Here is a 12969-nt window from a genome sequence, read left to right on the forward strand (position 1 = left end):
GGGGCGTGAGGGAAGCGCCACCGTAAGTCCGGGGCACCCGTTCGGGTACCCCCGATCGGGGGTGAGTGTGGCTCGGGCCACACTGTCGTCACGGTGGGAAATGACCGCGACGCGCCGCCGGCACCGAAGTGCCGACGACGCGTCGTCGAATCAGGTCGCAGGGCTGGCTGCAGCAGTTGCTCCGGCCGGCGCCTGCGGTGGGTCAGGCCTGGCCGGCCTTGCGGGCCGGGATCAGCAGAGCGACGAGCGCACCTGCGAGGGCGGCACCGGCGCCGATGAGGAAGCAGTAGTGGAATGCGTCCTTCGACGGGATCGAGGTGCCACCGAGGTCCATGGTGACGCCCACGAGGACGGCAGCCATGACGGCGGAGGCGATGGTGGTGCCGACCGAGCGCATGAGGGAGTTGACGCCGACGCTGGAGCCGGCCTCCTCCATCGGCACGTTGTCGAGGATGAGGGTCGGGAAGGCGGCGTAACCGATGCCGACGCCGGCGGAGGCGATGATGACCGAGACCATCAGCTTCCATGCCTCGTCCATCATGAAGGCGCCGAAGAGGTAGCCGCAGGCCACGACGGTGGCGCCGATGGCGAGGGTCAGACGGGCGCCGATGGCGGTCATCATCTTGGCGCTCAGGGGGGCGAAGATCAGCATCATCATGCCGCCGGGGAACATCCAGAGACCGGCCTCGAGCATGGTCTGGCCCAGGCCGTAGCCGGTGCGCTCGTCCATCTGCATGAGCTGGGGGACGACGATCGAGGACGCCATCATGCCGAAGCCGATGAGGATCGCGGCAAGGTTGGTGAAGAGCACCGGGCGGTGGCTCATGGTGCGCAGGTCGACGAGCGGCTCGTCGTGGCGCATCTCGAAGACGCCGAAGATGCCGAGGACGACGACGCCGCCCACGATGGCGATCCAGGTGTCGGTGGAGCCCCAGCCCCAGCTGGAGCCCTTGGAGACGCCGACGAGGAACGAGACGAGACCGACGGCGAGCAGGACGACGCCGACGACGTCGATGCGGGCCGGGTGGGTGTCCTTGGTGCTCGGGATGACCAGTGCGGTCAGCACGAGCACGATCAGGGCCAGTGCGCTCGAGACGTAGAACAGTGCGTGCCAGTCGAACGAGTCGGCGATCCATGCGGAGAGCGGGAGGCCGACGGCGCCGCCGACGCCGAGCGTGGCGGAGACGGTCGCGACCGCGGTGCCCTGCTTCTCCTTGGGTGCGAGCGAGCGCACCGCGGAGATGGCGACGGGGATGTAGCCCATGGCGACACCCTGGAGGGCGCGGCCGACGAGGAATGCGATCAGGCCGGAGCCGAAGGCGCAGAGCAGGGAGGCGACGAAGAGGATCGCGGAGCTGCCGACGAGGACGCGCTTCTTGCCGTACATGTCGGCGAGGCGGCCGGTGACGGGCATCGAGACGGCGGCGGCGAGCAGTGTGGCGGTGATCGCCCAGGAGGCGTTGGAGGCCGAGGTGTCGAGCAGCTCGGGCAGCGTCGACTGGATCGGGATGACCAGCGACTGCATGAGTGCGCCGGCCAGGGAGCCGAAGCAGAGGGTGAGGATGATTGCGGTGGCGCGCTTGTCGCTGATGTTGAGCGCAGCGGCGCCGCCTGCGGAGCCGGCAGGGGCCGGTGCGGTGGGGGTAGCCATGTGTTCCTGATCTCGTGCGTATGTATGTAACCTACATAGTGCTTTATGTGTAGAGTACATACGTACGTGCGTCGGAAGCAAAGGAACAGCACGTGGCTCTGGTCACCACCTCCGCGACGATCCTCGCCTTCAAGGCTTCGCCCCTGTGGGCGCTCGTGGTCGGCACGGCTCGCCTCGAGCGTGGCCGCCACGTCGCCGAGGCCGCTTCCCGACTCAACATCGCCGACGTCCGCCTCCTCTGGTTGCTGTGCTCCGAAGGCGCGCGCACCATGAAGGAGATCTCCGACGCTCTCGGGCTCGAGCAGTCCACCGTCAACCGTCAGGTCAACGCAGCCCTCAAGCACGGGTTCGTCGAGCGGGTCGAGCCGGACGCGGACGCCGCTGCTGCCGGACGTGCTCGGCTCATCCGCGCCACCGAGGAGGGCGAGCAGGTCTTCGCCCGCGACCTGGAGGCCGGCATGGACGTCTTCGGCGTCGCGCTGGACGCGATTCCTGCGGACGAACGTGAGCGGTTCATGACGCACTACGCCGCCTTCGCCGAGGCGTACCGCGTCGAGGCGCTGCGCGCTTCGGCCCGCTTCCGCGGCTGAGTCCTGCAACTGAGCCGCAACTGTGCACTTCGGGTGCTGAAACCGGCTCCGGGAGCGCGCAAGAGCACAGTTCCGGCTCACTTTCGAGCGTGATCCACAGCCGGAGGTGGACGTCGGGCTGGCGCTGCCGGCTGCTGCGGCGGGGTGGGTACGGCGCGGGTACACCTCGGACGACCTGTTGTGACGGCCCGACGAGATGGCAGCCGACCTCGACCGGACGCTGGGACGACCTTCCGGCCTGCGGCGGGTGGCTGCGTGGCGTCGGCTGCTGGCGACCTCGGCGGTGACGCAGCGGGGGCCGTGAGCTGGGGGCCGCCTTGGGCTCTGAAGTGATGCGGCTCATGGACGACGAAGGCCGCCGCCCGGAGGGGCGACGGCCTTCGTGCGTGGTGCGCCCGGAGGCGCGGTGGATCAGAGGTCGAACAGCGACGCGACCGAGTTGATGTCGACGTCGGTGCGGGGCTGGTGGGCCTCGCCGCTGACCTTGACGTCGGCCGCGGGAGCGACCGGTGCCACGGGGGCGGGTGCTGCCGGAGCCTCGACGACCGGAGCCTCGACGACCGGGGCCTCGACGACCGGGGCCGGAGCAGCCTCGGCGACGGGGGCGGGTGCTGCCGGAGCCTCGACGACCGGAGCTGCGGAGGCCTCGCTGGCGGCGACGGGCTCGGCGACCTTGACGGTCTCCGGGGCCTCGATGTCGAACAGCGACGCGGCGGCGGTGATGTCGACGTCGGTGCGCGGGGTGCTCGCCAGATCGTTGGAACCGGGCAGAGCGATCGACGCAGCAGCGACCGGTGCGGCAGCCTCGGGAGTCGTCGCCACCGGAGCGGCCTCGACGACCGGGGCCGGGGCCTCCGCCACGGGGGCGGGGGTCTCGACGACCTGAGCCGGAGCAGCGGCAACCGGAGCAGCAACCGGAGCGGCAGCGGCGGGCGCGGCAGCGCTGGCGGCGACGGGCTCGGCGACCTGGACGGTCTCCGGGGCCTCGATGTCGAAGAGCGATGCGGCGGCGGTGATGTCGACGTCGGTGCGCGGGGTGCTGGCCAGGCCGTTGGATCCGGCGTTGCCCGAGGCGGCTGCGGCGGGGGCACCTGCGGCGGCCGGGGCAGCCGGAGCAGCCTCAGCCGGAGCGGCCGCAGCCTCAGCCACCGGAGCCGGAGCCTCGGCCACGGGGGCCGGGGTGGCGGCCGGAGCAGCAGCAACCGGAGCGGCGGTCGGGGCGGTCGGGACGGTGCCCGGGGCCACCTCGACGGCACCCTCGGGAGCCTCGATGTCGAAGAGCGAGGCGACGGCGGTGATGTCGACGTCGGTGCGCGGGACGCTGGCGGCACCGCTCACTGCGGCAGCCGGCGCAGCCGGAGCGGCGGGCTCGACCGGAGCAGGCGCGGCGGCAGCCGGCGCAGGCTCAGTCGGAGCGACGTCGAACAGCGAACCGGCACCCAGGTCGGCAGCCGGAGCGGCCGGGGCCGCGGGCTCGACCGGAGCAGCAGGAGCTGCGGGGGTGTCGAAGAGCGAACCGCCCTCGTCGAAGAGCGAACCACCAGCGGCCGGGGCAGCCGGCTCGGCCGGGGCCGGGGTGTCGAACAGCGACGAGGCGTCGTCCGGAGCCGGGGTGTCGAAGAGCGATCCAGCGGCAGCGGCAGGTGCGGCAGCAGCCGGGGTCTCGGCCGGAGCAGCGGGCGCTGCGGGAGCAGCAGCCTTGGCGGCGGGCTTGGCAGTGGCGTCCTCGGAGGTCTGTCCCGGAGCGAGCTTGGTGGCCTGCTCACCCTTGACCGACGCGAGCAGCATCTGTGCGACGTCGAGGACCTCGACGGCCTCGGCAGCCTTGCCGTTGGCCTGCTCGGAGGTCAGGCCGTCGGCCAGCATCACGCGGCAGAAGGGGCAACCCACGGCGATCTGGTCGGCGCCGGTGGCCACGGCCTCCTGGGTGCGGTTGACGTTGATGCGCGAACCGAGGGTCTCCTCCATCCACATGCGGGCACCACCGGCGCCACAGCAGAAGGACTTCTCGTTGCTGCGCTCCATCTCGACGTACTCGGCACCGGGAAGGATCTCGAGCAGCTCGCGGGGAGCCTTGTACTCCTGGTTGTGACGGCCCAGGTAGCACGGGTCGTGGTAGGTGATCGAGCGCTTGGCAGCACCGGCGCCGGTCGGGACCGGGGTCAGCTTGCCCTCGCGGACGAGACGGTTGAGGAGCTGGGTGTGGTGCACGACCTCGAGCTCGATGCCGAAGTCCTTGTACTCGTTCTTGAGCGTGTTGAAGCAGTGGGCACAGGTCGAGACGACCTTCTTGACCTTGAACTCCTTGAACGTCTCGACGTTCTGCGCGGCGAGCTGCTGGAAGAGCATCTCGTTGCCGGCGCGGCGGGCGGAGTCGCCGGTGCAGGTCTCGCCGTTGCCCAGGACACCGAAGCTGATGCCGGCGATGTCGAGGAGCTCTGCGACCGCACGAGTGGTCTTCTTGGCGCGGTCCTCGTAGGCACCGGCGCAGCCGACCCAGAACAGCCAGTCGACCTCGTCGAGGGACTCGATGGTCTCGCCCACGACCTTGACCTCGAAGTCGAGGTCCTTGGCCCAGTCCATGCGCGCGTTCGGCGACATGTTCCAGGGGTTGCCCTTGCCCTCCAGGCCCTTGAAGAGCTGGTTGAGCTCGGCGGGGAAGTTGGACTCCACCAGCATCTGGTAGCGACGCATGTCCATGATGTGGTCGACGTGCTCGATGTCGACGGGGCACTGCTGGACACAGGCGCCACAGGAGGTGCAGGACCAGAGGACGTCCTCGTCGATGACGAAGTCGCCGCCCTCGGGGTTGTAGAACCAGTCGATGACCTCGGTGGTCTCGCCGACGGCCGCCTCGGCGTCGGTCTTGCCGATGAGGGAGCGCTCGCCGGCGGTGCCGTCGGCCTTGGCGTAGGCGTGCTCGCGCAGGCCCATCATCAGGAGCTTGGGGGAGAGGGGCTTCTCGGTGTTCCAGGCGGGGCACTGCGACTGGCAGCGGCCACACTCGGTGCACGAGGTGAAGTCGAGGATGCCCTTCCAGGAGAAGTCCTCGATCTTGCCGACACCGAGGACGAGCTCCTCGTCGTCGTCATCGTCCATGTTCTCGAGCATCTCGAGGGTGAACGGCTCGCCCTTGACCATCATCGGGCGGATCGCGCCGAGGGCGGTCGAACCGTCGTCCTCGCGCTTGAACCAGATGTTGACCCAAGCGGTGAAGCGGTGCCAGGCGACACCCATCGTCAGGTTGTTGCTGATCATCAGCAGCCAGATCATCGCGGAGACGATCTTGAGCATGGCGATCGTGTAGATGATGTTCTCGAGCGTGCCGACGCTCTCGACGCCGGTGGGCCAGAGGTTGCCGAAGAACTGCGAGATCGGGAACTCCGAGCCGGTTGCGTCACCGGGGTGCTCGGCGTTGATCAGGTTGTACTCGGCGCCACGGATGAAGAGGATCGCCGACGACTCCAGCAGCACCATCGCCTCGACGAAGTAGGCCTGCCACATCGTCGAGCCGAAGAAGCGCGAGCCGCGGCCCTTGGCCGAGGGACGGTTCCGGATGCGGTAGACGATCAGTGGGATGATCGCGATCGTGCCCAGCAGGCCGAGGAACTCTGCCACCCACGTGTACAGCGGCCAGTGTCCGATGATCGGGAGCGCCGCGTGTGCGTCGAAGAGCTGCGGGAACGCTCCCATGACGGCGGTCGACAGCACGATGAACGCGGCGAACGCGAACCAGTGCAGGATGCCGACCCAGGTCCACTGGAGCATCCGGGTGTGGACCACCGTCTCCTTGAACATGGTCAGGGTGCGGCCCACCGGGTTTCCGGTGCGGCCGACGACGGAGGTGCCCTGGCGCAGGACGCCGAGCATCTTCCTGACGGCCACGACGGTGAAACCGATGGCGACCACCGAGATGGCCAATGAGACGACGATCGCAAAGATCTGCATGCTGAATGCTCCTCGTTCGGGCGTGACGCAAACCGAAGCCTAAGCGGAGGTGTTTCGAAGGTCACAGGGTGCCGCGTCCCGTGGATACTACTCGCGAGTAACGAACGATGGTGCAGACTGCTCCGGATTGTCTCGACGAATGGTCCGGGGGAGGGCTCATGAACGTCACCGCGGTGCGTGCGCGACTGGATCACGAGAGGCTGGGAGGCGCCACCCTTGAACGGGGGGACGACGGCAGCGCGTCCGGATGGGCACTCCGTGCAGGCCGGGCCGGTCTGGACCTCGGGGGGTGGGACCACGGCGAGTGGCGGACCTGGCACACGTTCGGCACCGCGGACGGCGTCGAGGGCCCTGACCTCGATGAACTCGTGGCCGCGTTGCGTGAGGTGGCCGTCCCGGCGGAGCCGGTGGCGTTCGCCCGCACCGCCACGGAGACCACCCGAGCTGCTGCCCTGGCGCGCGAACTGATGGACCGCTCGGCCGGATGGGCAGCCGGCGCCGAGGTGGATCGCGACCCTGCCCGCGGTGTCGACGTCCTGCCCGCCTCGGCGGTCAAGGTCGGCACTCCGTTCGACCACGTCGGTGACGCAAGCGGTCACGTCCTGCACCACTTCGGGACGTCGTGGGAGGAGCGCGCACTGCCCGACGAGCTCCGCGACCAGCCTGTGACGAGCTACCTGCTCGTGCACAACCTCGGCGTCACGTGCCGGGCCGAACGCGTCCCCGCGGCACACGGACATCCCGGTGGCGCGTGGCGCGTCGTGCTGGACGCCCCGATCGCCACCTACGTCGCGGCGGGTGGCCTGCGTCCGTTCGTCCCGAAGGCTGACTGACGCCCGGCTGAGACCCGCCATGGCTCAGGTGGCAGGGGTCAGCTGGCCAGTGAGTTGAAGATCCGGCGCGCGAGAGCGGCCGGGACGAAGCGCAGCGTCCGGTCGAGCAGCTTCGGGAGACCGTGGACCGCGTCCATCGGATTGCCCAGGGGTGCGCCGGGCACGCTGTCGATGGTGAGCATGTCGATCGTGGCCGCTGCCAGTGACTGGGTGATCGCGTCCACCTCGACGGCGTCGGTGAGCCCGCGCGCCGACAGGATCCGGTGCACGCTCACCGACACCGCGTCGCTCCAGTGGGTCAGGGACTCGCGCAGCATCTCGGCCATCGCCGGATCGGGTTCGTCAGGTAGGAGTAGGGGCCGGTGGTGACGAGCCGTGCGGGAGGATCCCAGTGCCACTGCCCAGATCCACCACGGGCCACCGGCCAGCGCGGGGACAGCGCCCCACAGCAGCGCCCAGCCCGGCGACGTCTCCAGCGGCATGCCGAGGAAGGTGCTGGGACTCTCGGCGAACGTCCACCACGGCTGCAGGTGCTCGACGGCGCGCACTGCGCACCAGGCCCAGAGGGTGGCGAGGAAGGTCCTCGGCGCCGGCGCCGGCGAAGTCGACGCGGCCGTCGGTGCGGTCGGTCACCTCGGTCTCGATCGAGCCGGTGGGCATGGCCAACGACCAGGTGTCGCCGACCGCGAGGCCGGAGCCCTGCGCCTCGGACGGCACCGGGTAGGGGTGGTCTGGAGGAGCCAGCCACGGTCCGCGTCCGCGAACTCGGGCCCACGGTCCAAGGCGCGTTCGAAGGTGGAGCAGTCGGCGGCGACGACGTCGCTGGCGCTCACGCTCTGGTGCGGGTTGACCCGCAACACCGTGGAGGTGCCCTCGAAGGCGAGGCTGCCCAACGCGACGATCCCGATCATGCCGAGTGCGTGGTGCCGAGGACCGGCGGTCTGCTGGATGATCCGGGTCAGTCCGTGGACGCTGTACGCGACGCCGTAGACGAGCGGGCTCGCGATCAGCAGGCAGAGCGCGCCCTCCTGGAGGAAGGCGGCGAAGAGCAGTAGGGCCACCGTGACGACCTGGAAGATCTGGGCGCCGCTGTCGCCGTCGGTGTTGATCAGGCCGATCATCAGCGCGATCAGGCAGGGGATGCCGACGTAGGGCAGCGCGCTGTCGAGGCGTCCCAGGGACGCGGTGCGACCAGGGCGCCCGCGGCGACGGGCAGCACGATGGCGAGCATCGCCAGGGTCCGCACGCGTCGTGACGTGGCGCGCTCTGCGGCGGGTGGGCGATCTGCGTCATCAGGTGTCGTGGTCCCCATGGGTGAAGCACTTGCTCAAACCATTCCTTGGCCTGCACTTTCTCGGTTTCCAGCCCAAGAAATCAGTAGCGAAGTGCGTCCTCGCCCCGCGGGGTCAGCTGACGGCTGATGCCAGCCGCCGCCACGTGCATCGCTGTCACCAGGCGGTCCCGGTCGCGGCGCAGGGTGGGGATGACGACGCCCAGCGCCGCCACCACCGGCGCGCCGGGCATGGTTCCGGCGCGGACCGGAACCGCCAGCGAGCAGGCACCCAACGTCATCTCCTCTGCCGTGCTCGCCCATCCGTCGGAGCGGATCCGTTCCATCTGCTCGGTCAGGCGTGCGGTCGAGGTGATCGTGTACGGCGTGTGTCGGGTCAGGCGGGCGAAGACCTGGGCCACGACGTCGGCCGGCGCGTGCGCCAGGAGCACCTTCCCGACGCCCGTCGAGTGCAGCGGGAGTGTCGAGCCCACGGTGGACACCACCGGCACCGAGGTGTGGCCGTAGATCCGCTCCAGGTAGAGCGCTCCTGCGCCCTCGCGCACCGCGAGGTGGATCGTCGCGCGGGTCGCCGCGTGCAGGTCGCTGAGGAACGGCGCGGCCGCTTCGCGCATCTGTGTCTCGGTGGAGGCGAGGGCGCCGAGCTGCCACAGGCGTCGCCCGACGGAGTAGCGACCGTCGCGGTGGCGCACCAGTGCCTCGCCCTCGACCAACTGGGCGAGCAGGCGATGGGTGGTCGCGACGGGCAGGTCGGCGATCAGCGCCAGTTCGCTCATCGTCAGGCGCGGGTGCAGGTCGGAGAAGGCGTAGAGCAGCGCCAGTACGCGCTGAGTGACGCTTGATCCGGGTGTGGCGAGGTTACCGGGCATTCACCCATCTTTCCACTGAGCGGAAATCTCGCTTCCGCTGGGTGACCCGGCCCACTTACGTTGTGTCCGTGGTCACCGCCCGCGACGATCTCGCAGGGAGCCCTCGGAACCACCCTCAGACGTGATTCGGTTTCACCGCCACCCCCCACGCGGTGGAACCGGATCACCCCCCCCTTGCCCCTCGTCGCCCCTTTCAGGGTTTCTCGGACGGTCCCCCACGGCCGTCCCTCGAAAGGACAGTTCGTCATGAGCTCCCACACCGCTGTCGCGCGCGCCGGCACCTCGTCCGGCCTCTGGCCCGTCATCCTCTGTTGGCTGGCCATGACCCTCGACGGGTTCGACATGGTCGTCCTCGGCGCGGTCATCCCGACCCTGGATTCCGAGAACGCGCTCGGCTTCACCACCGCTTCCCTGACCTCGGCCGCGACCATCGGTCTGATCGGCGTCATGATCGGTGCGGTCATGACCGGAGCCGTCGCGGACCGTTTCGGCCGCCGCCTGACGCTGGTCGCCTGCGTGATCCTGTTCTCGATCTTCACGTTCGCCACTGCCTTCGTGCCGAACAAGGAGATGTTCATCGCCTTCCGCTTCATCGCGGGTCTCGGCCTGGGCGCCTGCCTGCCCACCGCGCTCACCTACATGAGTGAGTACGCCAAGGCCGGATCGGCGTCCTCGGCCACCACCCGCACGATGACCGGCTACCACGTCGGCGCCGTCATCACCTCGCTCATGGCGCTCTGGCTGATCCCGCACTGGGGCTGGGAGTCGCTGTTCATGATCGGTGGCCTCGCCGGCTTCGCGCTCGTGCCGTTCCTCTGGTTCAAGCTGCCCGAGTCCGACTCGTTCCTCGCCGTCAAGGAGGGAACGGTCGCGAAGGTCAAGCTCTCCGAGGTCGTCAAGGGCCGCCTCCTGGCCGTCAGCATCGGCATCTGGGTCGCGTCGTTCATGGGTCTGCTGCTGGTCTACGGCCTCAACACCTGGCTGCCGAAGATCATGTCCGAGGCCGGCTACTCCGTCTCCGGTGGCGTCGCCCTGCTCCTGACCCTGAACGTCGGCGCCGTGATCGGTCTCTTCGTCTCCGGCAAGGTCGCTGACGAGCGCGGCAACAAGAAGGCCGTCCTGGTCTGGTTCGGTGTCGCGGCCGTGGCCCTGGCCCTGCTCTCGATCAAGATCGAGTCCCAGTTCGTCGTCTACGCCGCAGTGCTGCTGGCCGGTGTCTTCGTCTTCTCCGCCCAGGTGCTGGTCTACGCCTTCACCGCACACCTCTACCCGGCCCGCATCCGTGCCACGGCCCTCGGCATGTCTGCCGGCGTCGGCCGCGTGGGCGCCATCATGGGCCCGACCCTCGGCGGCGCGATGGTCGGCGCAGGTGTCGCCTACCCGTGGGGCTTCTACGCCTTCGCCGCTGCGGCTGCGATCGCCTTCGTCGCCCTCTTCTTCGTGCCGGCTCACCTGCCGCTCGACGAGAAGGCTCCGGCCGACGCCTGAGTCCCGTCACCATCGACGACCGGCCCGCTGACGACATGCAGCGGGGGCCGGGAACGACGCAGGGCCGCACCGGACGGGGTGCGGCCCTGCGTCGTTCCCGGGGTTCTTGTCCCCGGGGAGGCGTCAGAAGACCCGGCGGGTGCTTCCACCGATCGGGACCAGGTTGAGGACCAGGCCGACGACGAGCAGGATGCCGCCGATCGTGACGAGGATGCTCGGTCCGAAGACGAGTCCGACGATGAGAAGAATGAGACCGAGAGTGATCATGGTGAGACCTCCTGTGTGAGCCCCCGGCCAAGCGCGGCCGGGGCGTGTCGTCACTAGTACCGCCGAAAAGTCGGTTCAAACCGTCTCGTGAACGAATCGTTACCGAGGGGTCGACTGGTCTACCGCATATCGGGCAACTCCCGACGGGGCCTCACGCTCAGGCGGCACGCAGGGGCGTTGACCGTCCCGCAGCAGCGCTGTCAGCCTCGCTCCGGGAGGTAGTACTGATGAGTTCACGCATGTCCCAGGGAGGTCGCGCACGCCGGGCGACGGCGGCGACCGGGGGCCTGGCGATCCTGGTGACGCTGCTGGCCACCACGGTGGGGCTGGCCAGCCCCGCCTCGGCCCAGGCGGAGCCCGAGTTGAGCATCGGCCCCGGACAGGTGCGGCTGGGGGCGACGATGGACGTCGTTGGCAACGGCTTCCGTTCGGGCAGCCAGGTCACGCTCGAGATCTGTGGTGTTCCCGGTGCAGACGGACGTTTCACCTGCACGACGGTGCGTGAGGGCCTCACGGTCCCGGCCGGGGGCAGGTTCTCCGCACGGGTGCCGGTGACGGAGCCTGCCGGACCATGCCCGTGTGTCCTGAAGGTGTCGGTGCCCGAGCGCCGGCCGGTCACCACGTCGGTCGACATCAGTGGTGTCGCGGTGGCCTCGAAGGTCGAGTCCCCGCAGGTCGTCGTCGACGACGCCCACCTGGAGGGAGGCTCCGGACCTCTCACCTGGTTCACCGGGAGTGCCAGTCCCGACCTCGTCATGACGGTGCGCAACGCGGGCGCCGCCCCGGCCCAGCCGACCCTGTACCTCTGGGCGGGCGAGCCCGGCGCCGGCCCGGACGGTACCGCCGTCGACGACCCCGGCGTCTCGCTCCTGCAGCCTGCTGAGTCCGTCACCGTCCGGATCCCCTTCGAGTACGCCAAACGCCTGGGCGGCACCTACTCGGTGGAGGGGTACGTCGCGGTCGGTGACATCTACGAGCCCGTCCGCGTCGAGGCCCGGATCCTGCCCTGGGGGCTGTACCTGCTCGCCCTCGGTGCCGTCGCGGCGGTCGTGGCCGGCATGCGTCGGGTGCGGAACGGGCCCGCGCCGTCGGGGACCTCGCACCGGGCGGGAGCACGCCGCGCCCAGGGCCCTCGTCGTCTGCCCATCGCTGCGCCGGTGCGTCCTGCGGCCGCGCCCGTGGCCAGGAGCCGTCCTCGTCGGGGTGCCGCCGACGCAGGCCCGGTGGGTCCTCCGCGTCTGGCCGAGACCCCGATCGACCGCACTCACCTTCCCCACAACAGCGAACCGCTCGCGCCTGCGCTCGACGCACACATCGGGGTCATCGGGTCGTCGCGGTCCTCGGGTGCGGTCGGCGCCGTGGCGTCGACCGTCCTGGAACCGACCACCCAGCCGATCGCCGTGCAGACGGCTGACCCGGCGGTCGATCCGGAGACCGACCGGGTCACCAGCTACGTGGAGGCGACCGCACCCGAGATGCTGCGCGGCCGTCGCGCACGCAGCACCGTGGGCCTCGACCCGTTGACCGCACCGATCGACGAGATCACCGGACAGTTCCCGGTGGTGGCCCCGCCGCCGCTGGACCTGCCGGCACCGCCGATGAGCGTCTCCTTCACGGCCCCGATCACCCCGGAGCGGGGGACGCGCCGGGCAGCCGCTCAGCCCCAGCCAGTGGCACAGCCCCAGCCGGTGGCACAGCCCCGGCCGGCCGTCGAGGCTCCGGCGTGGGAGCCGGCGCCGGCCGTGATCGCGCCGGCCCAGGTCGGTGCCCCGAGCATGGCCGAGGCGCTGCGTGCGCGGGCGGCACAGCGGGACCAGAGCATCGTCACCGGTGCGATGGAGGCGATCCGTGAACACACCGCCGACGACCCGGCGCACCTGCCGGACCAGTACGGATTCGTCCCCGAGCAGCGTGACCGTCGGACCTCGAAGGGCGGCAAGCGCGCCGCTCGATGACCGTCTGGGTGGCTGGGTACTGCGACCACCACGACGTACGACGAAGGGCCCCGGAACCGTGAGGTTCCGGGGCCCTT

General features: G+C 70.0%; 10 protein-coding genes. 4 read left to right on the forward strand and 6 right to left on the reverse strand.

Features of this window, described 5'->3' with window-relative positions; translation table 11 throughout:
* Positions 1-202: 202 nt before the first annotated feature.
* On the reverse strand, positions 203-1651 hold the full coding sequence (locus EOV43_RS01340) for an MFS transporter (RefSeq protein ID WP_128219339.1): 1449 nt from the start codon (positions 1649-1651) through the stop codon (positions 203-205).
* 92 nt (positions 1652-1743) lie between these two features.
* On the opposite strand from EOV43_RS01340, the gene EOV43_RS01345 reads away from it, so the two are divergent.
* On the forward strand, positions 1744-2241 hold the full coding sequence (locus EOV43_RS01345) for a MarR family transcriptional regulator (RefSeq protein ID WP_206611363.1): 498 nt from the start codon (positions 1744-1746) through the stop codon (positions 2239-2241).
* A 411-nt stretch (positions 2242-2652) separates the two neighbouring features.
* Here EOV43_RS01345 and EOV43_RS01350 read toward each other — a convergent pair whose 3' ends face one another.
* A complete protein-coding gene (locus EOV43_RS01350) occupies positions 2653-6189 on the reverse strand; it encodes a (Fe-S)-binding protein (protein ID WP_128219340.1) in 3537 nt (1178 codons plus the stop codon).
* A gap of 158 nt (positions 6190-6347) precedes the next feature.
* On the opposite strand from EOV43_RS01350, the gene EOV43_RS01355 reads away from it, so the two are divergent.
* Positions 6348-7022 carry a glycohydrolase toxin TNT-related protein gene (locus tag EOV43_RS01355; protein ID WP_164878602.1) on the forward strand — a complete coding sequence of 225 codons (675 nt, stop codon included), beginning with the start codon at positions 6348-6350 and terminating at the stop codon, positions 7020-7022.
* A gap of 38 nt (positions 7023-7060) precedes the next feature.
* On the opposite strand, the gene EOV43_RS01360 is transcribed toward EOV43_RS01355, so the two are convergent.
* The 3 genes from EOV43_RS01360 to EOV43_RS01370 form a co-directional block, all read right to left on the reverse strand.
* The gene (locus EOV43_RS01360; protein WP_128219342.1) at positions 7061-7570 is read right to left on the reverse strand and encodes a hypothetical protein; all 510 of its coding nucleotides are present in this window, start codon (positions 7568-7570) and stop codon (positions 7061-7063) included.
* Positions 7571-7651: 81 nt separating this feature from the next.
* Positions 7652-8143 carry a hypothetical protein gene (locus EOV43_RS01365; RefSeq protein WP_128219343.1) on the reverse strand — a complete coding sequence of 164 codons (492 nt, stop codon included), beginning with the start codon at positions 8141-8143 and terminating at the stop codon, positions 7652-7654.
* Positions 8144-8396: 253 nt separating this feature from the next.
* A complete protein-coding gene (locus EOV43_RS01370; RefSeq protein WP_128219344.1) occupies positions 8397-9182 on the reverse strand; it encodes an IclR family transcriptional regulator in 786 nt (261 codons plus the stop codon).
* 246 nt (positions 9183-9428) lie between these two features.
* On the opposite strand from EOV43_RS01370, the gene EOV43_RS01375 reads away from it, so the two are divergent.
* Complete coding sequence (locus tag EOV43_RS01375) at positions 9429-10670, forward strand: MFS transporter (protein ID WP_128219345.1); 1242 nt, start codon at positions 9429-9431, stop codon at positions 10668-10670.
* Positions 10671-10793: 123 nt separating this feature from the next.
* Here EOV43_RS01375 and EOV43_RS15265 read toward each other — a convergent pair whose 3' ends face one another.
* Positions 10794-10937: a hypothetical protein gene (locus EOV43_RS15265; protein ID WP_164878603.1), complete on the reverse strand. Its 144-nt coding sequence runs from the start codon at positions 10935-10937 to the stop codon at positions 10794-10796.
* Between the two features lie 227 nt (positions 10938-11164).
* Here EOV43_RS15265 and EOV43_RS01380 point away from each other — a divergent pair, with 227 nt between their 5' ends.
* Positions 11165-12892, forward strand: coding sequence for a COG1361 family protein (locus EOV43_RS01380; protein ID WP_128219346.1), 1728 nt, complete (start codon positions 11165-11167; stop codon positions 12890-12892).
* Positions 12893-12969: the final 77 nt, after the last annotated feature.

It is taken from the genome of Nocardioides yefusunii (assembly GCF_004014875.1).
GTDB classification, from domain to species: domain Bacteria; phylum Actinomycetota; class Actinomycetes; order Propionibacteriales; family Nocardioidaceae; genus Nocardioides; species Nocardioides yefusunii.